The sequence below is a fragment of the Streptomyces sp. CRCS-T-1 genome, from assembly GCF_024442335.1.
Taxonomy (GTDB): domain Bacteria; phylum Actinomycetota; class Actinomycetes; order Streptomycetales; family Streptomycetaceae; genus Streptomyces; species Streptomyces koelreuteriae.
Window position 1 is genome coordinate 85,313 of sequence record NZ_CP101651.1, and the last position, 24,269, is coordinate 109,581.

Here is a 24,269-nt window from a genome sequence, read left to right on the forward strand (position 1 = left end):
CCTCCTGGCAGGAGGAGCCCACCCCCAGGGGATGTGCGTGGGGTTACTCGGTGCGCAGGCCCGAGGGGCGCATCATGCGCAGCAGCGGCGGGAGGCTGAGCAGCGTGACCACGCCGACCACGGCGGCGCCGACGCCGGTCATGGTCAGGACGCTCGCCCAGTCCATGGCCACCGGTGTACGGGTCATCTTCAGCAGCACCGTGCCGAGGGTGACACCCACCGTGGTGGCCAGTACGAGGCCGAGTCCGACCGGGAGGGCCGTCTGCCACAGCACCGACAGGCTGAGGGTGCGGCGTCGGGTGCCGAAGGCGACCAACGCGGAGAGCAGCTTCTTGCGTTCGCGGAGCTGTTCCAGCTGGGAGACCAGCAGGCTCGCTCCGATCAGTGCCAGCACGAAGGCGGAGCCGACGAACAGGCCGGTGCGGATGGAGGCGTACTTGGCGTTCTCCTGGGTCGCCGACCAGCCGAAGGTCTGTGCCAGGGGGTCGATACGGGCGGCGACGTTGCGGATGTACTCCCGTGAGTCCGGCACCGAGGGGTCCAGACGCAGGTAGACACCGTTCGAGATCACCGCGGGCGCGGCCTTGTCGGGCAGGGCGGCGGGGGTGACCAGCAGACTGGTGTAGTCCTGCAGTGAGTCCTTGCGCGCATCCACCTCCCGAACGTTCGCCGGAACGGTCCAGGGCACCTCGATGCCGCGTTCGGCGCCGTCGTACGACGGGTCGATGTAGAGCTGCCGGCCGGGCTTCACCAGCGCGATCTCGGATGCGTTGCTGGGGTCCTCGTAGCCGCTGCGCGTCCGCGTGATGAACACGTCACCGTCCTTGCAGGAGGGCAGTGTGGCGAGTTCGCGCAGGGCGGCGCAGTTGCCCACGGTCAGGCCGTCGCCGTTCTCCGGGTCGCGACGTGTGTCCCCGTACTCGGAGTGGGCCAGGGCCACCGCGGTCCGGACACCCTTGGTGCCGGTGAACTCGCGCTCGATGCCGGACAGCGGCTCGGGGCGGCTGAAGTCGACCTGCATCTGGACCCGGCTGGGGTCCTGGCCGGTGTTCTCGGTGTACTGGCTCTGTGTTCCCGTGAAGAGCATCTGCAGTGCGATGGCCCCGGCCACCGCCACGGCGATGCCGTTGACCATACGGGCGGCGGTGCCGCTGCTCAGCTGCAGCCGTCGTACGGCCAACTGCCAGGACAGCGGGCCCTTGCCGAGCCGGACGACGACCGACTCCACGACCCAGGGCAGCAGGGCCGTGATGCCGATCAGCAGCATCACGACGCCGCCGATGACGAGGTACTGGTTGAAGTTTCCGTCCTTGCGGCCTTGGCCGATCATCGGGTAGAGCATCGCGAGGCCGGCCAGCGTCGGCAGCAGCCGCCACCACAGCCGGCGGCGGCTCGGCTTGGCCGCGCGCACGACACCGAGGGGTTCGACGACCACGCCGCGCATCGCGAGCAGCGTGACCAGCACCGCGGCGACCGGCACCGCCACCGCGACCAGCGCGGCGAGCGCGGGAGTGGGGTCGAGGTAGCTGGGCCAGACGCTCACGCCCAGCAACTCGCCGCTGCCCAGCTTCTGACGGCTCAGCAAGAAGAAGCCGGTGCCCACGACCAGGCCGAACAGGGCTCCGGCCAGCGCCTCGCCCGCCGCGATCCGCCGGGTCATCCCCCGGTCGGAGCCGACCAGGCGCAGCGCGGCGAGGCGGCGGTCCCGGCGTTCGCCGCCGAAGCGGACGGCGGCGGCGATGAACACGGCGACCGGCGTCAGCAGCACCACGAACACGACCAAGACCATGAGCAGCAGCACCGGGTCGGTCTTCTCGGGCGTGGCGTCCGGATTGCCGAACTCGGCCAGCCGCGTCACCAGTGAGGAGTCCGTGAGCTTCAGCCCCGAGGCGCCCGCGTAATAAGCGAGTTCGTGGGAGCCGATCAGCCCGCTCTCACCGATCGTGCCGGTGATCTTGTACGGCAGGCGCTCCCGCAGCAGTTTCGCGTCACCCGAGTTCAGCAGGTCCTTGAGCGCGGGAGAGACCAGCATCTCGCCCTTGCCCGGGAAGCGGTCGACTCCCGGGGGCAGCGGCGCCCGAGTGCCCTCGGGTTCGACGAACCGGCCCCTGATGTCGTCGTCGTGCCAGGTGGTGTCGGCGTCGGCGATCAGGAGCGTGTTGTCGGCCTTGGGCGGGACCGTCTGGGCGTACACGTTGGCGTAGCGGGCGTCCTCCACCTTGCTGCGGGAGGCCAGCACGTTGGGCATCGCGGTGCACAACAGGAGCAGAGCGACGCCCAGGCCGACGCCGACCGCTGTCAGCGTCATGCGGACCCAGCCCTCGCGGCCGCCGGTGACGGCGAACCGGGCTCCCAGGGCCAGGTCTCTGGACCTCCCCCACTCTCGGCTTCGCTCGAGCGGGCGGTGCCCCCTGCGCGGACTCATATGGCGCGCTCCATGTTCCGGGACTTGCCGTCGCGTACGACGATCTCGCGGTCGGCGTAGGCGGCCACCCGTGTCTCGTGGGTGACGAGGACGACGGCGGCGTTGGTGGAGCGGGCCGCTTCGGTGAGCAGTTCCATGACGCGCTCCCCGTTGTGGGAGTCGAGCGCGCCGGTCGGTTCGTCGGCGAACAGCACCCGGGGGCCGGTGACCAGTGCGCGTGCCACGGCGACGCGCTGGCCCTGGCCGCCGGAGACCTCGCCGGGCCGCTTGCCCTCCAGGTCGTCGACCTCCAGGCGTTCCATCCAGCCGAGCGCCGCCCGCTCGGCGTCCTTGCAGGAGGTGCCGTTCAGCCGGAGCGGCAGGGCGACGTTCTCCACGCAGGTCAGTTCCGGCACGAGCTGTCCGAACTGGAACACGAAGCCGAACTCGGAGCGGCGCAACGCGCTGCGCTGGGCGTCGCTCATCGTCGTCACCTCACGCCCGTGGTAGGTGATCGAGCCGGAGTCGGGCGGCAGGATGCCCGCGAGGCAGTGCAGCATGGTCGACTTGCCGGAGCCGGAGGGGCCCATGACGGCGACGACCTCGCCGGGGTGGATGGAGAACTCGGCGCCGTCGAGGGCGTGGGTGTGCCCGTAGGTCTTGCGCAGGTCCTGCGCGGTGAGCAGGGAACCATGGGGAGAGGTGGTCATCGGGCTACGGCCTCACGGAGTGTGTCGAGTCGGGCGGCGGTCAGCTCCAGCCAGCGCAGGTCGGCTTCGAGGTGGAAGAGGGCGTGGTCGCAGATCAGCTGGTCCGCCAGATCGCCCTTGCGCTTGCGGTCGGTCAGGATGCGCATGCTGCGCAGGTGTTCGGAGCGTTGGGTGTACAGGATGTCGGCCGCGTCCCGGTGGGTGAGCAGCGCGAGGACGACCCTGGTGTAGAGGGACGACTGAAGGTACTCTTCCGGCTTCTGCGGGGTCGCGAGCCACCGCTCCACGTCGGTGACGCCGGCGTCGGTGATCGCGTAGCGCTTGCGCTCCGGGCCGCCGCCGGCCTCGGTCCCGTCGACCTCGACGAGACCGTTCTTCAGCAGGCGGGACATCGTCGAGTAGACCTGGCCGTAGTGCAGCGGCCGGTCGTGACCGAACTTCTCGTCGAAGGCGCGCTTCAGGTCGTAGCCGTGCCGTGGGCCGGACTCCAGGAGCCCTAAGAGTGTGTGACCGATGGACATGACCGGCACTCTACACACCGTGTATACGCCGCATGTATACACGGCGTGTTTAGCTCATGGCGATGAGTGCGACAGCGCAGGTGAGGAAGCCGGGAATGCCGATCATCACGGTTCGACAACGGGGGGTGCGGCGGGCTTGAACGTCCGTACGCCTGGCCCGCGATGGGGCTCCGAGCCCCAGCAAGAGGTGCGGGGCGGCGCCTGGAACAGACGCTGTCAGGCGAGACGACGCCCCGCACCTGAAACGTGTCGGCCTTGCGTTGAGATTCGACCAGCCGCCACTCGCTACCAGTACACCTCACTCAGAGCTTTATTGCACATCTATTGCAACAACTTATGCGGTGCAGAAGCTGGCGGCGCAGGGCCGACCACGACGGCACCCCGAATCCGTCAAGGGCCTGGGCAGACTCCGCTACGTCGTCGAGCAGACCTTCGCCCTGATCCACCATGGTCGCGTCACGAGCTCTCCGGGCTGGTCCGCGTTGGCCAGGCGCTGGCTGTCGCCCTGGGCGGCGAGAGGTGATCCTGCCGTTCAGGACAGTCCACTTGAAGGGCCGAAATCCAGGACAGTCCCGGGCGGAACCGGTCCCTCGCCCGCGTAGGTGTCGCCCAGCGGTGCCGCCAGTGCGGTGCCCTTGGCGAGCGTCAGGCTGGGCCAGGGCCCGGCGAGGGCTGCGTCGTCCAGGGTGATGCCGAGGTGGTCGAGGATTAGGGCCACCGCTGGTGCCATCCCGGCGCCCTCGCCTTCGTGGGCGGCGAGTGCCTCTTCCACCCGATCCCACCAGGGGCCGAGCGGTTCGGACCGGCTGTGCTCCATGCCGGGCTCGAAGCACTCGATGCGCTCGCCGTCGCGCCAGTACTGGAAGACGTCGATTCCCTCGGTAGTCGCCACGCTGTAGGTCTCAGTTCCCCGCGACAACTCCGCGAGCGATTCTTCCTCAGAGCCGATGCCGCCATCCACCTCGACGCAGAAGCCCCATTCGCCGATCCTGCCGGCCCGCAGCAGCGAGACCATCCCGTCGCCCGATTCGCCCGAGGGCAGATCCGAGGCCTCGTCCCAGCCGAGCAGGCGCGCCCGTTCCGGATCGGCCCCGTACCGGGCGAACACCTCCTCGGGGCCGAGACCGCGGGTGAAAGTAACGCACATCCAGGCCCTCGCCCAGTCCGGCAACCCCGCGTCCGCGTCTGCTTCCATGATCTGCCTTCGTCATTCATTCACACCCGGCATCGCCTGCCTGGTTCATGCCGTGGGATCGGTACCGGGCAGGACGCCCGGTCAACAAGATCGTGTTACGAGTTCTCAGGGCTGTCCACACCAAAATCCGCTCCACGCCGGCGGACAGCTCCGATGTCACTGGTCCTGGATACGCCGGAACGGGCGGTCAGCTTCCAGTTCGAACGCGATTTCCAGCAGCTTCCGTTCGCCGCCGGGGCGGGCCGAGAACATGACGCCGATGGGCAGGCCGTCCGTTGTTGCGGTCGGGGCGGGCAGCGAGAGAGACGGAGTGCCGGCGACGTTGTCGAGCGGGGTGAACGCCACGTAGGCGAGGATCCGCTCGATCAGCTCGGCGTAGGGAACGGTCGGGCTGAGGTGGCCGATCGGTGGTGTGGTGTGGGCGAGCACGGGTGACAGGACGAGGTCGAGTCGGCGGATGGTCGCCGCGTGCGCCTCCTTGGCGCGCTTCAGTCGTCGCAGCATGCCGGGAGTCCGCCGCCAGTTCCGCAGATACTGCTCGCGCAGCCCCCGGCTGAGGCCGTCCATGCGGTGCCGGTCGAAGTCCGCGCCGAGGGTCCGGCCCGTGGCGCCGAGGAGGAAGGACAGCATCCCCCAGTACGTGACGAAGTCGTCGGTGAAGTTGGGGTCCATGTCCAACTCCACCGGCTCCACGGTGTGTCCGAGCCGCTCGAGCGTGGCCACGGTCTCCGTGACCGCCGCCCGGGTCGCCGCGTCGGAGTGGACACCGTTCGGCGAGTCCAGCAGGAACCCGATGCGCAGCCGGCGCTCCGAGGGGCCTTCGACCAGGCCGAGGGGCGGCAGTGCGGCGGAACCCCGCCGGTGGGTCTCGGCGGCGGCGAGGAACGCCGCGGTGTCCCGCACGGAACGGCTCACGATGCCGTCGGAGACGATGTCGATCGGAAGCCGTCGGCCCAGATCGCTTGCCACGACACGGCCACGAGTCGGCTTGAGGCCGACGAGTCCGCAGCAGGCGGCGGGTATCCGGATCGAGCCACCGCCGTCGTTGGCGTGCGCGATCGGCACCGCACCGGCGGCGACCAACGCGGCGCTGCCGCCCGACGAACCGCCTGCCGAGTAGCCCGTGTTCCAGGGGTTGCGCACCGGCTCCGCACCGTCGTACTCGGTGCTCGGACTGAACCCGAACTCGGGCAGCCGGGTCTTGCCCAGCACGGTGACGCCGCTGCTCAGGAGTTGCCGGGTGAAGGGTGCGTGGCGCCGCGCCGCCCTCGGCCGGAAGGCGGCACTGCCGTGGCCCGTGGGCAGCCCCTGGTAGTCGGTGTTGTCCTTGACGAAGGTCGGTACCCCGGCGAAGGCACCGCCCGTCGCGGCGGCGGATGCCGGGCTGTCGACATCGGCGGTTGCCGGGCTGTCGACGTGCGCCTGGACCGCGCCCAGCCGTGCGTCGATCGCCCGCACCCGCTCCCCCGCGGCCCGGGCGACCTCGGCCGGGGAGACCTCACCCCGCCGGATCGCCGCGGCGAGTCCGACGGCGTCGTGCTCTCCCAGGGCGTCGTCCCGGAAAGCGTGCACGATGGTCCGTTCGTCGAAAGTCGTCACCGCTGCCTCAGCCCCTGCCGTGTGGGTGGTCGGCCGCCATCATTCCTTACTCTCAAGTAACTTGCGAGGAGTTCGCCAGACGTTCGTCGTCGCCCGCTTCGCCCCACCACGGTGTTCCGCTCCCTGTCCGTGGCCGGCCTGGTGGCAGAGGTCTCCCGTGGATGGGCCTATCTTGGCCCGTATGCAGGCATACACGATCGGCCAGGCGGCCCGGCTACTCGGCGTGAGTCCGGACACCGCGCGGCGGTGGGCGGACGCGGGGCGAGTGGCGACCCTCGCGACGAGGGCGGGAAGCGCCTCATCGACGGGAAGGACCTGGCCGCGTTCTCGGTGGAGCTCGCCAAGGGCGGGAGCGGGGAGGAGGACGCCTCCTACACCTCGGTGCGCAACGCCTTCCCCGGCATCGTGACCGCGATCAAGCTCGGTGATGTGGCAGCCCAGGTGGAGATCCAGGCGGGTCCCCATCGGCTGGTGTCGCTGCTGACGCGGGAGGCCGTGGAGGAGCTGGGGCTGGAGGTCGGGATGGAGGCCACCGCCCGGGTGAAGTCGACGAACGTGCACATCGACCGCGTCTGAGCGGGAGGCGGTGGCCTCCGGGTGTCACTTGTTCACCTGTTCACCGAGTAGGAGTGGGCTCCCGTGCCGGCCAGGCCGCCGCCGTCGGCGATCAGGTACTCGTCGCGGATCGGGCGGCCCGCGAACCAGGACTCCAGGATCTCCCGGGTGCCCGCGGCGTAGCGGGCCTGCGCGGACAGCGACGAGCCGGAGATGTGCGGGGTCATGCCGTGGTGCGGCATGGTGCGCCACGGGTGGTCGGCGGGAGCGGGCTGCGGGTACCAGACGTCACCCGCGTAGCCCGCCAACTGCCCGCTCCGCAAGGCGCGGTCGACGGCGTCCCGGTCCACGATCTTCGCCCGAGCCGGCCTTCGCCAACGCCCTGCGCGACGCGACCGGAGTCCGCTTCACCGAACTCCCGCTCACCCGCGACCGGGTGTGGCTGGCCTTGCGCGACGCGGGCGTGGCCGACTCGGGTGGTCGGTGAGGGAGGTTCAGGTTCAGGGGATGACGCGGACCGCGCGCGCCAGGAAGTGGTGCCGGGCGTCCTCGTAGCAGTCCAGGCTCCAGCCCGCCGCCTCCAGCGCGGGGCGCAGGTTCTCCTCGGCCAGTGGGTCGTCGGGGTCGAGGGGGCGTCCGTGGCGGGCGGCTCGTTCGGCGCGGCCGGAGGGGTGGAAGAGGAGCAGGACGCCACCGGGGGCGGTCACCCGAGCCCACTCGCACAGGGCGGCCGGCGGGTCGGGGACGTGGTTGATCAGGCCCGCGCTGAAGACGCCGTCCACCGCGCCGACGGGCAGCGGCAGTCGGCAGGCGTCGGCGAGGAGCAGGTGGGCGTCGTCGGTACGGCGATGCTGTCCGGCGGCGGTGAGCATGGCCGCGGTGAGGTCCACTCCGAGGACGACACCCTCCTCCCCCACCTCGGCGCGCAGGGCGGGCAGGGCCCGGCCGCTGCCGCAGCCCACGTCCAGGGCGCGCAGGCCCGGGCGCAGTCCCATGCGGGTCACGGCCGCCGCGTAGACCGGGTTGTCGGCGGCGAAGCGCTCCTCCCAGGTGGCCGCGCGAGGCGTGAAGAAGGTGCGGGTCGCGGTCAGGGCGGCCCGGTCGGCGGCGAGGGCGGCGAAGCGGGCGAACACGTCGTCGCGATACGGAGCCAGCACAGCCAGTTCCGCGGGGGCCGACTCGACCAGGTCCGGAGCGGCGTCCGCCTCACCCGGGAGGGCCGTGGCGAAGGCGTCGACGGCCGTGTTGTCCACCTCCAGGTGGAACCGCAGGCCCCAGGCCGAGCCCCCGACCCGGAACGCCTGCACCGGGTGACGGTCGCAGGAGGCCAACAGAGTGGCACCGGACGGCAGGTCCATGGTGTCCGCGTGGCAGTGCGGGACGCGGAGCCGCTCGGGTACGCCGGACAGGAGCGGATCCTTGCGCGCCGCCGGGGACATGCGCACCGGCGCCCAGCCGACCTGCGTTCCGGGCCCGCGCAGGGCCGTCCCGCCCGCCGCCACCGCCAGCAGCCGCGCGCCCAGGCACACCCCGAGCACCGGCACCTCGGCCTCCAGCGCGGCTCGCAGCAGCGCCAGTTCCGCGTCGCGGCTGGGAAAGTCCTCGTCTGCCGCTGCAGACCCGCCCATCACCAGCAGGGCGGCGGTACCGTCCAGCGTGCCGGGCACCGGGTCGCCCGCCCAGGTGCGGCAGGTCCGCAGCTTCAGGCCGGCCGCTTCCAGCGCCGTACCGATGGCGTACGGGCCTTCGTGCGGCGCGTGCTCCAGGATCAGGACGTCCGCCACCGGGTCGTGCTGCACCGCGTTCCTCTCGTCGTCAGGTCCACGCGCTGTAGCCGCCGTCGACGCGAATGGCGTCGATGCCGCTGATGTGGCGGGCGCCGCAGCGGTCCTGGGGCAGGACGAGCTGGGAGCCGGCCCGGTCGAGGGGTGTGTCGTCGAGGGTGACCGCGAGCAGGACGGGGGCGCGGCCGAAGTCGGGGTCTATCTCGGCCCAGGACAACAGGGCGTGGTGGCCGTCCGCGCCGTGTACGGCGATCAGGAAGCGCAGGCGGTCCTTGCGGCGGGCGGGGTCGAAGGCCGGGCCCGCGTCCATGAGGACGTCGTGCAGGAGAGGGCCGGTGAAGCGGTGGCGCTGGATGCCGCTGGTGGCGCACTCGAAGCTGACCTGTGCCCCGTGCTGGGGCCATGCGAGCAGGTCGGGCACCGTCAGCCGGGTCGGTCGGTCGAGGTCGCCCGTGAGGGCGAGTTCCGCCGCGGGTCCGGCGGCCGTGCGGGCAGCTGCGAGGGTCTGGCTCACTGGCTACCACCTCCCGGATGACCGTACCCGAGCCATGGTCCCGTACAAACGCACATGCCATGCCGACACGCGAAGGGTCCGGCTCATGCGATATGACAGGAGACTTTCGCCTCGCATCTGCGGCAGTATGATCGGCGTATGCACAGCTACCGGATCGGGGACGCCGCCGCCTTACTCGGCGTGAGCCCCGACACCGTGCGGCGTCTGGTCGACGGCGGGAAACTGACCGCCGAGCGCGATGAGCTGGGGCGCCGGATCATTCCGGGGCCGGCCCTCGCGGCCTACGCCCGCGAGACGCACCGGGCGGAGCGGGAGTCCACCGGCTCCTCGGCCCGCAACCGGTTCTCCGGCATCGTCACCGATGTGATCCTCGGGGACGTCTCCGCGCAGGTGGAGATCCAGGCCGGGCCGTTCCGGGTGGTGGCGATGGTCAGCCGCGAGTCGGCTGAGGAACTGAAGCTGGAGCCCGGTGTTCCGGCGGTTGCCGTGATCAAGTCGACCAACGTGGTCGTCGAAAGCCCCTAGACAAGGTCGTGGGGATCGTAGTTCTTGTGTCCGTCAGGACCAGAGGGAGTGGACCCGTGATGACCCGTACCGTGCGCCGGACCCGCCGGATACTGCAGGTGACCGGCGCAGGTGCCGCCGCGCTGCTGGCCCTGAGCGCCTGCTCGTCCTCCGACGACTCCTCGTCGGCGTCGGACTCCTCGGCGTCGGACTCCGGCTCGCCGAAGCTGTCCGGAGAGGTGACCGTCTTCGCCGCCGCCTCGCTGAAGGAGAGTTTCACGACGCTGGGCAAGGAGTTCGAGAAGGCCCACCCCGGCACCAAGGTCACCTTCAGCTTCGGCGGCAGCGACGCGCTGGCCGCGAGCATCACCGGCGGCGCCCCGGCCGATGTGTTCGCCTCCGCCAGCCCCAAGACGATGAAGATCGTCACGGACGCCGGAGACGCCTCCGGCACACCCGCCACCTTCGTGCGCAACGAACTGGAGATCGCCACCCTGCCGGGCAACCCCGACAAGGTCGCCTCCCTGAAGGACCTCACGAACGCGGACCTGAAGGTCGTGCTGTGCGACAAGACGGTGCCGTGCGGTGCCGCCGCCCAGAAGGCCCTGGACGCGAGCAAGCTGAAGCTCACCCCGGTCTCCTACGAGGAGGACGTCAAGTCCGCCCTCAACAAGGTGGTCCTGAAGGAGGCCGACGCGTCGGTCGTGTACAAGACCGACGTGAAGGCGGCCGGTGACAAGGTGGAGGGCGTGGAGTTCCCCGAGTCCGCCGACGCCATCAACGACTACCCCATCACCCTCCTCAAGAGCTCGAAGAACACCGGGACCGCCAAGGCGTTCATGGAGCTGGTGCAGTCCTCCGAAGGCCAGAAGGTCCTGAACGAAGCCGGATTCCTCAAGCCGTGACCTCCCCTTCCCTGGACAAGGCCGACGCCGCGGACACCCTCACCGGTGGCCCGCGGCGCCGCCGCACCCTCCGGGGCGTTCGCGGGGGCGCCCCGCTGCCTCTCCTCCTGCCCGCGCTGATCGGCCTCGCCTTCCTGGTCCTGCCGCTCGTCGCCCTGCTGGTCAGGGCCCCCTGGCGCAGCATGCCCGAGCTGCTGACCAGCGCCGAGGTGTGGCAGGCCCTCCAGCTGTCCCTGGTCTGTGCGACGGCGGCGACCGCGGTGAGCCTGGTGATCGGGGTGCCGCTGGCGTGGCTGCTCGCCCGGGTCGATTTCCCGGGCCGCGGGCTCGTGCGCGCCTTGGTGACTCTCCCGCTGGTCCTGCCCCCCGTGGTCGGGGGTGTGGCGCTGCTGATGGCGCTGGGGCGCAACGGGGTCGTCGGCAAGTGGCTGGACGCCTGGTTCGGGATCACTCTGCCCTTCACCACGACGGGAGTCGTGATCGCGGAGGCCTTCGTGGCGATGCCGTTTCTCGTCATCAGTGTGGAGGGCACGCTGCGCGCCGCCGACCCGCGCTACGAGGAGGCCGCCACGACGCTGGGCGCCTCCCGCTTCACCGCGTTCCGACGTGTCACCCTGCCGCTCATCGCTCCGGGTATCGCGGCGGGCGCCGTCCTGGCATGGGCCAGGGCACTCGGTGAGTTCGGCGCGACCATCACCTTCGCCGGCAACTTCCCCGGCCGCACCCAGACCATGCCCCTCGCGGTCTATCTGGCCCTGCAGAACGACCCGGCGGCGGCGATCGCCCTCAGCCTGGTCCTGCTGGCCGTGTCGATCGCCGTACTCGCCGGACTGCGCGACCGCTGGATGACCGCCTCATGACCGATCCCGAGACGACCGATGCCGAGAAGACCGATGCCGCCGCTGAGGGGCTCGACACACGGCTGGTGGTCGAGCGCGGCTCCTTCCGTCTCGATGTCGCGCTGACAGCGGCCCCGGGTGACGTCGTCGCCCTGCTCGGCCCCAACGGTGCGGGCAAGACCACGGCCCTCCGCGCACTGGCCGGTCTCGTCCCCCTGACCGGCGGCCATCTCCACCTCGATGGCACGGACTTGGACCGTATGCCTCCGGAAGCCCGGCCGGTCGGGGTCGTCTTCCAGGACTACCTGCTCTTCCCCCATCTGTCCGCTCTGGACAACGTGGCCTTCGGGCCGCGCTGCCACGGGGCGACGAAGGCGGAGGCCCGCGCCCAGGCCTCCGCATGGCTGGAGCGCCTCGGTCTGGCCGAGCACGGTTCCGCGAAACCCCGCCGCCTCTCCGGCGGGCAGGCCCAGCGCGTCGCCCTCGCCCGCGCCCTGGCCACGCATCCCCGCCTGCTCCTCCTCGACGAGCCGCTCGCCGCCCTAGACGCCCGCACACGCCTCGACGTCCGCGCCCAACTCCGCCACCACCTGGCCGAGTTCGAGGCCGTCGCCGTCCTCGTCACGCACGACCCGCTCGACGCCATGGTTCTCGCGGACCATCTCGTCGTCATCGAGGACGGCCACATCGTCCAGCGGGGCACCCCCGCCGACATCGCCCGCCGCCCGCGCACCGACTACATCGCCCATCTGGTCGGGCTCAACCTCTATCGGGGCGAGGCCGAAGGGCACACGGTCCGCGTCGACCACGGATCGGCGGTCACCACCACGGAGGACCTCACCGGCCCGGTCTTCGTCGCCTTCCCCCCGAGCGCGGTGACCCTCTACCAGGACCGCCCGAGCGGCGCCAGCGCCCGCAATCTGTGGCGCTGCGAGGTCTCCGGCATGGAAACCCACGGCGACCAGATCCGCGTCGCGCTCAGCGGCGAACTCCCGTTGGCCGCCGATCTCACCACCGTCGCCGCGGCCGAACTCGACCTGCGCCCCGGAGCCACGGTCTGGGCGACGGTCAAGGCCGCCCAGACGCACGCGTATCCGGCCTGAGCGTGCGGGGCGGATGTGCGCGGTGTCGGACCCCCGTCCTCTGCGAGGCCCCGATACAGGCCCGGGCGGGCCGGTCGGGCGTGGGTGAGGGATGACCGGCCCGCCCGGCGTCAAGGGGTACGGGTTCGCTGGAGGCCCGCATCCTGGCCAACGCGTGCTTGTCCGGGCTGAGCATGCGGAGCGGATGGGTGAGGTTGTGGTCTGGAGGGCCCCGGACGCGGGGAGGCGGGCCGGGGCTCGCCGACGACGCTATGCCCGGTGTCCTCGACTCCAGGACGTCCCTGACGGGTTCCTGACGGCGATCGTGCCGACCTTGACGGCGTGCTGACGCCACCGGTGAGAGGGCGTGCGAAGGGCCGTCAGGACTACGCCAAGAACGGACGCGTGGGGTGTTCGAAAGCGTGGAAACAGGGGTGGGATGGACGTGGTTCCGAGGAGGATCAGATGTCCGAGTCCCACTCGCCAGCGGCCGCTCGCCTCGTCGTGGGAGTGAGCGGTTCGCTGGGCAGTCTCACCGCCCTGAGCCGGGCCGCCGACGAGGCCCGGTACCGCGGGGCCGAGCTCTGGCCGGTGCTGGCCTGGGAACCGCCCGGCGGGGATCTCGCCGCTCGCAGGTCCCCGGCGGCAGCCGTCCTGGTCGAGGACTGGGAGCGGCTGGCGCGGGAGAGGCTGCTCAAGGCGCTGTGTGAGGTGTTCGGCGGCCTCGGTTCCGGGCTGCCCGGGCAGGCGCTCATCGCCCGGGGCGGCCCGGGGCCGGCGCTGGTGCGGATCGCCGACCGGGAGGGCGACGTCCTCGTGGTCGGCGCCGGACGGCGCGGCCGTCTGTGCCGTGCGCTGTGGCCGTCGGTCGGCCGCTACTGCCTCGCCCACGCCGCCTGCCCCGTCCTCGCGGTGCCACCGTCCCCGCTTCAGGCCGCGCTGGAAACCGCGCACCGCCGGAACGTCCTGCGGCTCCCACTGGACACCGGGCGCCTCAAGCGGGAGTTCGACGCCGTGCCGCCCGGCGCCTGAGCCGTCAGGACGTGGCTTCGGACAATGGGCCGCAGAGCCCTTGCCGCGTCAAGAACTCGACAGTATTCAGGGCATCCCTTGCGAGTCAGGGGCGGATTTCCGGACCCTGACGACGTGGCTACTGACTGGTTCCCCGACCGCGGGGTCCGCCGAATGGTGCTCCTACTGGGCACCGCGGGCTTGGCCGTGCTCACCGGCGGCATCGTCGGCGATCTGCTCTGGGTCATCGGTCTCGGAGCATGGATGTTCATGATCGCTCTCATCGTCGAGCTGGTCTATCGCCCTTGAGACCTGGGGGGCCGGCCTGACCATGGCCGTCAAGGACCCGTATGCGCACGTCAGAAGCCCGTCAGGGAACGCGTCCCCCGCTTGCCCGGCGCGTGCGGGACGGCTTCCATGGTGAGCGTGAACAGCGCCTGGCTTCTCTTCGACCGGCCGCCGAGTACCACTCGGCCACGCCGTCGTGCGCCGCGCTGCCCGGAAGCATCCGCGTTCTCCTGACGCGCCTTCCGTGATCCGAGGGGCACCGCGCTCACGTCCGGTTCCCCTCGCTCCCCCTTCGTCCCCGCACGCCCGCCACCCCACGCCGGGGCCGAGCGGCGTGCCCGCACCCTTCGGATCGGACCATGTCTGACTTCGCCCTTTCGTCGCGTACCGTCCTGGTCACCGGCGCCACCTCCGGCATCGGATACGAGGCCGCACGGCAGCTCGCCGAACGCGGTGCCACCGTGCTGCTGCACGGCCGCACCGCCGAGGAGGCCCGCGCCGCAGCCGACAGGCTCATCGCCACCGCCGGAATCGACGCCGCCCGACTTCGGCCGTACGCAGCGGACTTCGCGCACCTCCAGGAGGTGGAGGCCATGGCCGAACACGTCGTCCGCGACCACCCGCACCTCGATGTGCTCGTCAACAACGCGGGCATGGCCGCACCCGAGCGCCACACCGTCACCGCCGACGGCAACGAGATCGCCTTCCAGGTGAACTTCCTCGCCCACTACCTGCTGACCTGCCTGCTGGAGCCGGCCCTCACCAGGGACCCCGGTGGCCGGGTGGTCAACGTGTCCTCGTCTCTGCACCGTACGGCCTCCATCCAGTGGAGCGACCCGAACCGGTCCCGCCGCTACTCCCGGCTCACCGCCTACGCCCAGTCGCAGCTCGCGCTGACGGTCTTCGCCGCCGACCCGCGCGTCACCGCGGTCTCCGTGCACCCCGGGGTCTGCGACACGACTCTGCTGCCGCTGTACGCCCATGAGGGCGTCAAGCCGGCCGAGGGCGCGGCGCACGTGGTCCGGCTGTGCGACCCGGCCGTCGAGATCGTCAACGGCGCCTACTACGACCGCGCCGAGCGCGTCGATCCGTCCCCGCTCGCCGCTGAGGACCGCACGGTCAAGCGCCTCAACAAGCTGGCCGACCTCCTCGTCGGCGGCGGCACGGTCTGAACCTCGTTCCCTGCGACGGAGCCGGGGTCACACGGCGGACAGGTCCTTGCGGACGTCCGGGGCGTCAAGCACGAGCAGATGCTCCGTCAGAGTCGTATCAAGGTGCGGGACTCCGGCCTCCCGGGTCTCTAACGTCGGCCCTATGGAACGCAGGCATGACGCGCGTGACGACGCGGTCCACGCTCACGAACAGGCGGCCGGGGGAGTGGCCCGAGACCATTGCTGGGCAGGGAATCTGCGCAGCGCGGTGCAGTGTTCAGCGGTGCTCCTCGCCGTGCTGCTCGTGATCGACTGGGGAAACGACAGCCTCACGACCGGGCGCTGCGGGCTGTGGGCCGGGCTCGCAGCGCTCCTCTTCGTGCTCCTCTTCCCGCCCAGAGTCACCGCGGGCAAGGGCTGGCTGTCCTCGCGCGGACTGCTGCCCGGGCGGCGGGTCCGCACCGACCTCTTGGTGTCGGTGCGCTGCCTGGACGGCGTCTCCCAGCGGCTCCGCCTGCGGGACGCGCTCGGCGGGCGCGTCGAGATCGACCCTCAGGTCCTGGTGAACAATCCCGGACTGTGGCACCGCCTGGCCGAGGACGCTCGGGAGTCGGTGGCTCGCGGCTCGCTGACCTGCGGTGAGACCGTGCTGCGCCGCCTCTCGGAACGGATCGACCGTCAGACCGCCCGGTCCGTCTTCAAGGTCTCGGAGCTGGACTAGGAAGGTCCTCTCCGGCACCGCCGGCGCGCTCGACCTGCTCGGCGAAGGGCAGGGACAGCGCCATCGTCAGGCCCCCGCCCGGGGTGTCCTCCGGGGTGAGGGTGCCGTTCATCGCCTCGGTCAGTCCCCGTGAGAGGGCCAGGCCCAGGCCGAGGCCCGTCGTGTTGTCGGTGTCGCCCAGGCGCTGGAAGGGCTCGAAGATCCGGTCCCGGTCGGTGGGCGGGAGGCCGGGTCCTCGGTCGACGACGCGCAGTTCGACGCGGCCCGCGTGGGCGCTGGCGGTCAGCAGCACCTTGCTCCCCGCTGGGCTGTGACGGGCGGCATTGCCGACTAGATTGGCGATCACCCGTTCGAGCAAGGGAGGGTCGGCCAGGACCGCGGGAACCTCCTCCAGGTCCGCCACCTCGACCCCGGGGGTGTCGGCGAGAGCCACGGGGAGGACCTCCTCCAGGGCGGTGGCGCGCAGGTCGAGGGTGAGCGCGCCGGCCTGGAGGCGGCTGAGGTCGAGGAGGTTCTCGATCAGCCGGTTGAGCCGGGCCATGGACTCGTCGGCGGTGGCGAGGAGTTCGTCCCGGTCGTCGGGCGAGAACTCCACGTCCTGGCTGCGAAGCGAGGCGACGGCGGCCCAGCCCGCGGCGAGCGGGGTGCGCAGGTCGTGGCCGACCGCCCGCAGCAGCGCCGTACGCATGCGGTCGGCCGCCTTGACCGGCTCGACCTCGGCGACGGCCTCGGCCAGCCGGGCCCGCTCGACCGCCGACCCCACATGCGCCGCGAACGCGGACAGCACGCGCCGCTCGGAGGACGGGAGGGTACGGCCGCGCAGGACAAGGAAGGCGCCGGGGCCCGCCGGCACGGCGGTCACGCCGTCCTCTCCGGGCGGTTCGTCCACCAGCTCCGCGGCATCCATACCGAAGGTCTCGCGGGTCCGTTCCACCAAGGCGGGAATGGTCGCGCCGCCCCGCACGATCGTGCCCGCGAGGGACGACATGGTCTCCGCCTCGGCGGTGGCGCGGGCCGAGCGTCTCGCCAGCCGCAGCGAGCGGTCGACGACGGCGGCCACGGTGGCGGCCACCACCGCGAAGACCGCCAGGGCGAGCAGCGCGTTCGGATCGTCGAGGGTGAACCGACCGACGGGCGGGATGAACCAGTAGTTGAGCAGCAGCGACGCCGTCACCGACGCGATCACCGCCGACGCGACCCCGCCTATGCACGCCACCCCCACCACGGTGAGCAGGAAGAGCAGTGCCTCGCTGGTGAGGTTCAGTCTGTCCCTGGCCACGTCCAGGTCCAGCAGGAAGGTGAGCGCCACGGGCAGCAGCAGACCGGCGACCGGGCCCGCGATCCTGCGTACGGTCGAGAGGGTGCGCCTGCGGGAGGGCAGCAGGGTGCCGCGCCCGGCGCGCTCGTGCGTGACCATGTGGATGTCGATGTCGGCGGAGAGTTCGACGACCGTCTCGCCGGTGCCGCGCCCCGTGACGAACCGTTCGACGCGGCCGCGGCGGCTGGTGCCGAGGACGAGCTGGGTGGCGTTCTCGGCGCGGGCGAACTCCACCAGGGCGGTGGCGACGTCGTCGCCGACCACCGAGTGGTAGCTGCCGCCGAGATCCTCGATGAGCCGCCGCTGCCGGGCCAGGGAGGCGTGCGAGGCGCCGGAGGCGAGACCGTCGCTGCGGGTCACGTGCACGGCGAGCAGGTCACCGCCCGCCGACCGGTCCGCGACGCGAGCGGCTCTCCGGATCAGTGTGTCCCCCTCCGGCCCACCCGTCAGGGCCACGACGACTCGCTCCCGGGTCTCCCACACGCCGCCGATGCCGTGCTCCGAGCGATAGGTCTGCAGCGCCTCGTCGACGCGGTCGGCGACCCACAGCAGGGCGAGCTGGCGCAGCGCCGTCAGGTTGCCGGGGCGGAAGTAGTCGGCGAGAGCCGCGTCGACCTTCTCCGGAGCGTAGATGTTGCCGTGCGCCATCCGCCGACGCAGCCCTTCGGGCGGGATGTCGACCAGCTCGATCTGATGGGCCCGCCGTACGACCTCGTCGGGCACCGTCTCGTGCTGCGGCACTCTGGTGATCTTCTCGACGACGTCGTTCAGTGACTCGAGATGCTGGATGTTGAGGGCGCTGATGACGTCGATCCCGGCGGCGAGCAGTTCCTCGATGTCCTGCCAGCGCTTGGTGTTGCGGCCGCCGCCGGGGACGTTGCTGTGGGCGAACTCGTCGACGATCGCCACCTGCGGGCGGCGCGCCAGGACGGCGGCGAGGTCCATCTCCTCGAACGCCCCGCCGCGGTAGACGCACGAGGCCCGCTCGACCACTTCCAGGCCGTCGAGCATCCCCTCCGTGCCGGGCCGCCCGTGGCACTCGACGAACCCCACCACGACATCGGCCCCGCGCGAGGCTCTGCGCCGCGCCTCGTCGAGCATGCGGTAGGTCTTTCCCACGCCGGGGGCGGCCCCGAGATAGACCTTGAGGCGTCCCGGGCGTACGGCACCCGCACCGGCCCCTGCCTCGCTTCCGCCGGTCCGTACGTCACTCGCATTGGTCCGTACGTCACTCATCGCAGCCGACGTGCTCCGCTCACTGGCGATCGACTCCCCCGAGGGGAAGGGTTGCTTCCCCCTACCGAAGCGCCACTCCGAGGTGCTCGCAGCGCTCCTTGACACATCCTTGGCGCCGGTCACGAGGACGTTGACACCGCCTTGACGGGATCCAGGCCGAAAGGGTGAAGGGGACGGCATGCGCGGCGTAGGGACGGTTCCGGCTCTCGTGGTCCTCGCCACCACGGTGGCGACGTGGATGCGGATGCGAACACCTCCCCGAATGCAGTACGTCAAGGCATCACCCAAGGGCTTGCGGGGCAGTCGAGACGTTGTTCAGTTCCGCGCCGAACGCCTCAGGGAGTGCCTTCGTGTCCGAGACCGGGAATGATGCGGCTGCCGCGCCGGAACAAGGGGACGACACACCGCTGCGTCGCGCCATCGGCCCCAGACTGCTGATCCTGTTCGTGATCGGCGACATCCTCGGCACGGGCATCTACGCCACCACCGGTCAGGTCGCCGGAAAGATCGGCGGGGCACTCTGGCTGCCGTTCCTCATCGGCTTCGTCGTAGCCGTCCTGACAGCCGCCTCGTACGTCGAACTCGTCGGCAAATACCCGAAGGCGGCCGGTGCCGCGCTCTACACCCAGAAGGCGTTCAAGGTCCCGTTCCTCACCTTCATCGTCGCCTTCATGGTCATGTGCTCGGGTCTCTCCTCCGCGAGTGCGGCGGCCCGCGCCTTCAGCGGTGACTATCTGTCCGAGTTCACGGACGTTTTCCCGCCCACCCTCATCGCGATCCTGTTCATCCTCGCCCTGGCCGCCCTGAATCTGCGCGGCGTGTCGGAGTCCGTGAAGACCAACGTGGTCCTCACCACGGTCGAACTGACCGGCCTGGTCGTCATTCTCACGATCGGTGCCTGGGCCGTCCTGACCGGTGACGGTGAGCCCTCTCGGCTCGGCGAGTTCCAGGCGGGGGGCACGGGTTTCGCACTGCTCACCAGTGTGCTGGGGGCGACAGCCCTCGGCTTCTTCGCCTTCGTGGGCTTCGAGGACTCCGTCAACATGGCCGAGGAGACCAAGGACCCGGTGCGGACCTTCCCGAAGGCCATCTTCATCGGCGTCGCCGTCACCGGGACCATCTACGTCCTGGTCGCCCTGGTCTCCTCCCTGCTCGTCGACTACCGGGTGCTGGAGGACTCCAGCGGGCCGCTGCTGGAGGTCGTCAAGGCCGGCGGGCTCGACTTCCCGCCCAAACTGTTCGCCCTGATCGCCCTGTTCGCGGTCACCAACTCGGCCCTGATCAACATCATGATGGCGTCCCGCCTCTGCTACGGCATGGCGAACGAGCGCATCCTGCCGCGCGCCCTGGGCCGCGTGCTGCCCCGGCGACGCACCCCGGTCGTCGGCATCGTCTTCGTCTCGCTCCTGGCGATCGGCCTGGTCTGCACCGGCGAGATCGCGGGGCTCGGCGACACCACGTCCTTCCTTCTGCTGTGTGTCTTCGCCGTCGTCAACATCGCCGTCCTCGTCCTGCGCCGCGACCCGGTGGAGCACCAGCACTTCCGTACGCCGACCGTCCTGCCGGTGCTCGGCGCGATCACCACCCTGATCCTGGCCAGCCCCCTCTCCGACCGGCCCGCGGACGTCTACATCCGGGCAGGCGTGCTGCTGGCCATCGGCATCGGGCTGTGGGCGCTCAACAAGGTGGTGCTCAAGGCGCGCGGCGAGGACTGAGCAGACGTCGCACATCCCGTACGAGCGTGCAGTCGCACATCCCGTACGAGCCTGCAGAGGGCGCCGAGGAGAATCACCGCCGCGGCCGCGATCCAGAGAGCCGAGCGGGAGTGATCCCGAACGAATCGGCCGGGCGCGTTCAGCCCACCCGTGGCGTCAGGGTTCCTGTGAGGGTTCGGGGATCGCGACGGTTCCCTGTGCCACCGCGCACAGGGTCTCCACGCCCGCGCTGTCCACGACGGAGAGGTCGCAGCGGCACACGACACGGGAACGGCCCGCCCGGACGACCTGTGCGTGGGCCCGCAGCAGTGCGCCGTCGGCGGGGCGCAGGTAGTCGATGGTGAACCCGGCGGTGAGCAGCTTCGCGCCGACGACGGTGCCGGCGGCGAACGTCAGCGTGTTGTCCGCCGCGTAGGCGAGTACGCCGCCGTGCAGGAAGCCGTTCTGCTGGCGCAGGTCGTCGCGGATGTCCAGCTCCAGGGTCGCCGCGCCCTTCTCGAAGACCACCAGGCGGGCGCCGAGCAGGTTGCTGAAGGGCTGGGCCGCCAGAACCTTCTGCGCGAGAGCCAGATTCGGAGCGTCCGTCACATCACACCTCGTCTTCCGTGATCGCCTGGTGGCGGGTGGTCGGCTCTGTGAGGGTCTCGGCCCAGTCCTCGGCCCAGCGGGCGAGAGGGCCGAGGGCGCGGTAGGCGTCCTCGCCGAGGGCGGTGAGGGTGTAGCCGCTGTCGTCCTGTTGCGTGACGAGGCCCGCCTGGCCGAGTTCGACGAGGCGTTGGCGCAGGACGCTGGAGGACATGCCGTCGCAGCGCTGCTGCAAGGGGCGAAAGCCGGTGGGGCCCTGATGCAGCTCCCAGATGATGCGCAGGCTCCAGCGCCGGCCGAACAGGTCGAGCGCCGCCATGATCGGGCGACCGCTGGTCGAGCCGCGGACCGGGCGCCCTGGTCTGGGTGTCTCTGCCATGTCGCCCGACATCTCCCTCTAGTGCTTCGTTTTTCGAAACGCTAGCATCCTCTCCTGCTTCGGAAAACGAAGCGGACGAGTGGTGGCGGTCGTGGCCCACGGCTTTGGCCGCCGCGCCACCGCCAGCAAAGAAAAGGGAGCAGTAGGTGGCCGGCCACGGACCGACGGCTCTTCGATCGGTTCTTCGGCGGGGGTCTGCTGGACCGCGGGCATCTCGCCCTCAAGCAGCGCGAGATCGTCATCGACCGCGTCACCGCCCGCTGCGGGAGCGAGTACGAGTGGGGCGTGCACGTCAGCGCCTTCGCCGAGAAGGCCGGACTGACCCGCGATCAGATCGCCTCGACCTGCGCCGGTGGCCCCGAGGACGACTGCTGGAGCGAGGAGGAAGGCTGTCCCGTGCGACTGTGCGACCGGATCGACGCCGGTTGCACACTCGACGACGAGGACTGGACGGACGGCCTGAGCCTCCCCCTTGAGCCTTGGGCCGCGCGCTTCTCGCAGTACGGCGCAGCGGGTGGCGGCGCGCGATGAGCATGGGACCGAGGTCGCCTTCATCGTGAACTCTCAGGGAGCAGGGTTTTGATGAAGGCGACCTGGTCGACGGCTACGAGGCCCCTGACGGGCAGCGGCTTGTCGAAAGCCACAGGCCGCAGGCCCGCGTCGGGGTCAGTCGGGCAGTCGGTCGAGGACCCAGCGGCCGATGTCCTCCGTCATGAGGGCGTGGGGGTCGTTGTCCTGGGACAGGAGGAAGTCGTCGAGCTCGGACTCCTCCGGCGGCAGTTCGTCGATGTTGACGTAGAGGTCCTCCTGCCTGCCCAGGTCACGGATGGCGACGGCGCTGACGGACGGTACGAAGCACCCGGACCGGTGGGCCAGGTCGACGCCCTCCCCCACGTCGGCGAGGGCGTCGCCGATGATGCCGAAGGACTCGAGCGTCCCGCCCGGCGCTCCGTCCAGCTCGGGGAAGCCGCTGGTGGTGACCGTGTGCTTCCCGCCGAGGACGCCGTTCAGGACGGCCACCTCCGCCGGATCTCCCTGTGACTGGGCGAGGAAGTATGTGCCGTCGCAGAGCGGCCCGGCACAGCTCAGGGCCTTCGCCCCGGCCCGTACGCCGTTGCCCACACCGTCGCCGCGCCCGCTGGAGACTCCGATCAGACGCGGGATGCGGGGCCACGAGCCCACCTGCCCGAGCTGTTCGAGGAACTCGGTCCGCAGCGGGCTCTCCTTGGGGGTGCCGTCCAGAGCGTCCAGGTAGCGCCAGAGCATCTGCTGCGAGGCCGGGCTGCTGATCTGCCGCAGATAGGTGTCGTCCACCGGGGCGGTGTAGTGCGCGAACGCCTGGAGCCCGACCGGCACCCACGCCCCCCGGTGCGGGCTGTCGAACGACGCGTAGACGCCGACCCGGTGGTCCATGCGCCGCAGTTCCATCTTCGCCAGCGCGTAGCGGGTGACGATGCCGCCCATGCTGAACCCGCCGACGAGGAGCCGTGTGTCATCGAGCTGCTCGGCGATGGTCCGCAGGGTCGCGGCCATCACCGTCTCGGCGTTGCGCAGGATCGACTCGCTGCGCTCGTCGAACCCGATGAGGACCAGGGTGCGCCCGCGGCGCCGGAGCTCGCTGATGAAGGGGAACCGGCCGTTCTCGAGCCCGTCCCAGAGCCAGTCGAAGTCGCTCGGCCCGAGGTTGAACCCGTCGGCCAGGACGACCGGCCGGACCACACCCTTCTGCCCTTCCCCGTAGTACACCCGGGCGCTGCCGCCCGGCAGCTGCCACACCTCGTCGGCCGGCGGCGCCTGCGAAGCCGCCGCCCTCCCCGTCGGCGCCACCAGTCCGAACGTGCTGGCGGCTTTCCTGAACTTCTCGGTCCCGCTGTCGGCCACGGCTGTCCTTTCCTTGCTGCCGGCAACAACTTCAGGGAGATGTTCGACAGACGAACCGACCGCCATGCACTCAGAGTGCACGAATGATCACTTTGAGTGAACTCGCTGTGTTTCACCTACAGCTGGAGAGCGCGCGGCGAGACAGGGTCCATTTCAGGAAGTGGACGCCTGTTGGTCCGGGGCTGCGGCTGCGGTAGAAATGGGCCTCATGATCTCCGAGTCCTTGGTGCGACGCCTGGTCATCGACCTGTGCCGACGCCCGGGCTCGTGTTGTCGCTGACCCAGCCTTCTTGACGCGCGCCCCGCGCCGCCCTGCCGTCCGGTGACGGCAGCCGCAGCGGGGCGGTTCTTCCCGTGCTTCGTTCCGGGACGCTCTCCCCCCTTCATTCGGCATCACTGTCGCTCGGGGCCGGCCGCCCCTGCCGTTCGGCGGCGGCTGCTCATGTCCCGGCGCCCCTGGAGGACGCCTCATGTCCACAACTCCCGCTCTGCTCAAGCCCGATGACCCGGCCGATGTGCCGCCCGAACCTCCCGCGCGGACGCGGGACGGGTGGACGCGAGTGCGTCATGTCGCGCTGCCGTTCGGCTCGCTCCTGCTCTTCCTCGTCCTGTGGCAGCTGCTGGCGGCGAGCGGAACGTGGAGCGAGACACTGGTTCCGCCGCCCGCCAAGGTGTGGGAAGCGTTCATCGAGGTCTCCGGCACGCACGGCGGCGTACGGGGCTACAACGGCACCACGCTCGTCGAGCACCTGGGCATCAGCCTGCGGCGCATCGCGCTCGGCGCCGGAATCGGCATCGCCGCCGGAGTGGTGTTCGGGCTGCTCATGGGCACCGTCGGCTGGGTACGCTCACTGTTCGAGCCCTGGATCACTTTCCTGCGGACGCTGCCGCCGCTGGCGTACTTCTCGCTGCTCATCATCTGGCTGGGCATCAACGAGGAGCCGAAGGTCACGCTGCTGGCCGTGGCCGCCTTCCCTCCCGTTGCGGTGTCCACCACCACAGCCGTCACGGCCGTACCGAAGAGCCTGATCGAGGCCGCCCGTGCGCTCGGCGCGTCCCGATGGGACGTCGTCAGGGACGTCGTCGTCCCGTCCGCCCTGCCCGAGACGCTCACCGGGGTCCGGCTCGCCGTGGGGGTGGCCTACTCCTCCCTGGTCGCCGCCGAACTGGTCAACGGCCTTCCCGGAATCGGCGGCATGGTCAAGGACGCGGCCAACTACAACAACACCCCGGTGGTGCTCGTCGGCATCATCGCCATCGGCGTCTCCGGCCTGATCATCGACGGTCTGCTGCTACGGCTCGAGCGGTCGGTCGTTCCGTGGCGCGGTCGCGCGTAGGTCCCGCCCTCACCCTCTGCTCTCCCCTCCCCGCT

22 protein-coding genes and 2 pseudogenes are annotated in these 24,269 nt (G+C 70.8%); 12 read left to right on the top strand and 12 right to left on the bottom strand.

Features of this window, described 5'->3' with window-relative positions:
- Window positions 1–43: 43 nt before the first annotated feature.
- The 5 genes from NNW99_RS00370 to NNW99_RS00390 all read right to left on the bottom strand — a co-directional run bounded on the left by NNW99_RS00370 (window position 44) and on the right by NNW99_RS00390 (window position 6,429).
- Complete coding sequence (locus tag NNW99_RS00370; protein WP_215116562.1) at window positions 44–2,425, bottom strand: ABC transporter permease; 2,382 nt, start codon at window positions 2,423–2,425, stop codon at window positions 44–46.
- Complete coding sequence (locus NNW99_RS00375) at window positions 2,422–3,114, bottom strand: ABC transporter ATP-binding protein (protein ID WP_215116563.1); 693 nt, start codon at window positions 3,112–3,114, stop codon at window positions 2,422–2,424. Before NNW99_RS00375 ends, NNW99_RS00370 begins: the two co-directional genes overlap by 4 nt.
- Entirely contained in the window at window positions 3,111–3,635 is a 525-nt protein-coding gene (locus NNW99_RS00380; RefSeq protein WP_215116564.1) for a PadR family transcriptional regulator, read from the bottom strand. Before NNW99_RS00380 ends, NNW99_RS00375 begins: the two co-directional genes overlap by 4 nt.
- A 532-nt stretch (window positions 3,636–4,167) precedes the next feature.
- Window positions 4,168–4,830, bottom strand: coding sequence for a DUF6461 domain-containing protein (locus NNW99_RS00385; RefSeq protein WP_215116565.1), 663 nt, complete (start codon window positions 4,828–4,830; stop codon window positions 4,168–4,170).
- Window positions 4,831–4,986: 156 nt separating this feature from the next.
- A complete protein-coding gene (locus NNW99_RS00390) occupies window positions 4,987–6,429 on the bottom strand; it encodes an amidase (protein WP_215116566.1) in 1,443 nt (480 codons plus the stop codon).
- 181 nt (window positions 6,430–6,610) lie between these two features.
- On the opposite strand from NNW99_RS00390, the pseudogene NNW99_RS00395 reads away from it, so the two are divergent.
- Window positions 6,611–7,005 (top strand): annotated as a pseudogene (locus NNW99_RS00395) (molybdopterin-binding protein).
- Between the two features lie 32 nt (window positions 7,006–7,037).
- Here NNW99_RS00395 and NNW99_RS00400 read toward each other — a convergent pair.
- The 3 genes and pseudogenes from NNW99_RS00400 to NNW99_RS00415 all read right to left on the bottom strand — a co-directional run.
- A pseudogene (locus tag NNW99_RS00400) lies at window positions 7,038–7,349 on the bottom strand (NAD(P)-dependent oxidoreductase); the annotation flags it as partial.
- Window positions 7,350–7,484: 135 nt separating this feature from the next.
- The gene (locus tag NNW99_RS39035) at window positions 7,485–8,783 is read right to left on the bottom strand and encodes a methyltransferase domain-containing protein (protein WP_321170375.1); all 1,299 of its coding nucleotides are present in this window, start codon (window positions 8,781–8,783) and stop codon (window positions 7,485–7,487) included.
- A 16-nt stretch (window positions 8,784–8,799) separates the two neighbouring features.
- A complete protein-coding gene (locus NNW99_RS00415) occupies window positions 8,800–9,282 on the bottom strand; it encodes a molybdopterin-dependent oxidoreductase (protein ID WP_215116567.1) in 483 nt (160 codons plus the stop codon).
- Between the two features lie 138 nt (window positions 9,283–9,420).
- Here NNW99_RS00415 and NNW99_RS00420 point away from each other — a divergent pair, with 138 nt between their 5' ends.
- From NNW99_RS00420 to NNW99_RS00455, 8 genes are all read left to right on the top strand, one after another.
- Entirely contained in the window at window positions 9,421–9,807 is a 387-nt protein-coding gene (locus tag NNW99_RS00420; protein ID WP_215116568.1) for a molybdopterin-binding protein, read from the top strand.
- Between the two features lie 59 nt (window positions 9,808–9,866).
- On the top strand, window positions 9,867–10,691 hold the full coding sequence (gene modA, locus NNW99_RS00425) for a molybdate ABC transporter substrate-binding protein (protein ID WP_215116569.1): 825 nt from the start codon (window positions 9,867–9,869) through the stop codon (window positions 10,689–10,691).
- Window positions 10,688–11,551 (top strand): molybdate ABC transporter permease subunit, encoded by an 864-nt coding sequence (modB, locus tag NNW99_RS00430; RefSeq protein ID WP_215116570.1) that lies wholly within the window; start codon window positions 10,688–10,690, stop codon window positions 11,549–11,551. The genes modA and modB overlap by 4 nt, the downstream gene beginning before the upstream one ends.
- Complete coding sequence (locus tag NNW99_RS00435; protein WP_215116571.1) at window positions 11,548–12,633, top strand: ABC transporter ATP-binding protein; 1,086 nt, start codon at window positions 11,548–11,550, stop codon at window positions 12,631–12,633. Before modB ends, NNW99_RS00435 begins: the two co-directional genes overlap by 4 nt.
- A 444-nt stretch (window positions 12,634–13,077) precedes the next feature.
- Window positions 13,078–13,644: a universal stress protein gene (locus tag NNW99_RS00440; protein ID WP_215116572.1), complete on the top strand. Its 567-nt coding sequence runs from the start codon at window positions 13,078–13,080 to the stop codon at window positions 13,642–13,644.
- Between the two features lie 114 nt (window positions 13,645–13,758).
- Window positions 13,759–13,932 carry a hypothetical protein gene (locus tag NNW99_RS00445; RefSeq protein WP_215116573.1) on the top strand — a complete coding sequence of 58 codons (174 nt, stop codon included), beginning with the start codon at window positions 13,759–13,761 and terminating at the stop codon, window positions 13,930–13,932.
- 338 nt (window positions 13,933–14,270) lie between these two features.
- Entirely contained in the window at window positions 14,271–15,083 is an 813-nt protein-coding gene (locus NNW99_RS00450; RefSeq protein WP_215116574.1) for an SDR family NAD(P)-dependent oxidoreductase, read from the top strand.
- 142 nt (window positions 15,084–15,225) lie between these two features.
- Window positions 15,226–15,783, top strand: coding sequence for a hypothetical protein (locus NNW99_RS00455; protein ID WP_251057658.1), 558 nt, complete (start codon window positions 15,226–15,228; stop codon window positions 15,781–15,783).
- On the opposite strand, the gene NNW99_RS00460 is transcribed toward NNW99_RS00455, so the two are convergent.
- Window positions 15,761–18,337: an ATP-binding protein gene (locus NNW99_RS00460; protein ID WP_215116575.1), complete on the bottom strand. Its 2,577-nt coding sequence runs from the start codon at window positions 18,335–18,337 to the stop codon at window positions 15,761–15,763. The two genes, NNW99_RS00455 and NNW99_RS00460, sit on opposite strands and share 23 nt — an antisense overlap.
- 350 nt (window positions 18,338–18,687) lie before the next feature.
- On the opposite strand from NNW99_RS00460, the gene NNW99_RS00465 reads away from it, so the two are divergent.
- Window positions 18,688–20,052, top strand: coding sequence for an APC family permease (locus tag NNW99_RS00465; protein ID WP_215116576.1), 1,365 nt, complete (start codon window positions 18,688–18,690; stop codon window positions 20,050–20,052).
- Window positions 20,053–20,208: 156 nt separating this feature from the next.
- Here NNW99_RS00465 and NNW99_RS00470 read toward each other — a convergent pair whose 3' ends face one another.
- Both NNW99_RS00470 and NNW99_RS00475 read right to left on the bottom strand, forming a co-directional pair.
- Window positions 20,209–20,640, bottom strand: a complete 432-nt coding sequence (locus tag NNW99_RS00470) for a PaaI family thioesterase (protein WP_215116577.1) — start codon at window positions 20,638–20,640, stop codon at window positions 20,209–20,211.
- 1 nt (window position 20,641) lies between these two features.
- Window positions 20,642–21,016 (bottom strand): helix-turn-helix domain-containing protein, encoded by a 375-nt coding sequence (locus NNW99_RS00475; protein WP_305125189.1) that lies wholly within the window; start codon window positions 21,014–21,016, stop codon window positions 20,642–20,644.
- Window positions 21,017–21,214: 198 nt separating this feature from the next.
- Between NNW99_RS00475 and NNW99_RS00480 the strand changes: the two genes are divergently transcribed.
- Window positions 21,215–21,547 (top strand): carboxymuconolactone decarboxylase family protein, encoded by a 333-nt coding sequence (locus NNW99_RS00480; protein WP_251058063.1) that lies wholly within the window; start codon window positions 21,215–21,217, stop codon window positions 21,545–21,547.
- Between the two features lie 135 nt (window positions 21,548–21,682).
- On the opposite strand, the gene NNW99_RS00485 is transcribed toward NNW99_RS00480, so the two are convergent.
- Window positions 21,683–22,897 (bottom strand): triacylglycerol lipase, encoded by a 1,215-nt coding sequence (locus NNW99_RS00485; protein WP_215116578.1) that lies wholly within the window; start codon window positions 22,895–22,897, stop codon window positions 21,683–21,685.
- A gap of 470 nt (window positions 22,898–23,367) precedes the next feature.
- Here NNW99_RS00485 and NNW99_RS00490 point away from each other — a divergent pair, with 470 nt between their 5' ends.
- Window positions 23,368–24,234 (top strand): ABC transporter permease, encoded by an 867-nt coding sequence (locus tag NNW99_RS00490; RefSeq protein ID WP_251057659.1) that lies wholly within the window; start codon window positions 23,368–23,370, stop codon window positions 24,232–24,234.
- Window positions 24,235–24,269 lie beyond the last annotated feature (35 nt).

Coding starts and splice junctions, on each gene's coding strand:
- NNW99_RS00435 (WP_215116571.1), top strand. CDS start 11,548: ATGACCGATCCCGAGACGACCGATGCCGAGAAGACCGATGCCGCCGCT.
- modA (WP_215116569.1), top strand. CDS start 9,867: ATGACCCGTACCGTGCGCCGGACCCGCCGGATACTGCAGGTGACCGGC.
- NNW99_RS00460 (WP_215116575.1), bottom strand. CDS start 18,337: ATGAGTGACGTACGGACCAATGCGAGTGACGTACGGACCGGCGGAAGC.
- NNW99_RS00490 (WP_251057659.1), top strand. CDS start 23,368: ATGTCCACAACTCCCGCTCTGCTCAAGCCCGATGACCCGGCCGATGTG.
- NNW99_RS00385 (WP_215116565.1), bottom strand. CDS start 4,830: ATGGAAGCAGACGCGGACGCGGGGTTGCCGGACTGGGCGAGGGCCTGG.
- NNW99_RS00455 (WP_251057658.1), top strand. CDS start 15,226: ATGGAACGCAGGCATGACGCGCGTGACGACGCGGTCCACGCTCACGAA.
- NNW99_RS00440 (WP_215116572.1), top strand. CDS start 13,078: ATGTCCGAGTCCCACTCGCCAGCGGCCGCTCGCCTCGTCGTGGGAGTG.
- NNW99_RS00375 (WP_215116563.1), bottom strand. CDS start 3,114: ATGACCACCTCTCCCCATGGTTCCCTGCTCACCGCGCAGGACCTGCGC.
- NNW99_RS00380 (WP_215116564.1), bottom strand. CDS start 3,635: ATGTCCATCGGTCACACACTCTTAGGGCTCCTGGAGTCCGGCCCACGG.
- NNW99_RS00450 (WP_215116574.1), top strand. CDS start 14,271: ATGTCTGACTTCGCCCTTTCGTCGCGTACCGTCCTGGTCACCGGCGCC.
- NNW99_RS00420 (WP_215116568.1), top strand. CDS start 9,421: ATGCACAGCTACCGGATCGGGGACGCCGCCGCCTTACTCGGCGTGAGC.
- NNW99_RS00475 (WP_305125189.1), bottom strand. CDS start 21,016: ATGGCAGAGACACCCAGACCAGGGCGCCCGGTCCGCGGCTCGACCAGC.
- NNW99_RS00370 (WP_215116562.1), bottom strand. CDS start 2,425: ATGAGTCCGCGCAGGGGGCACCGCCCGCTCGAGCGAAGCCGAGAGTGG.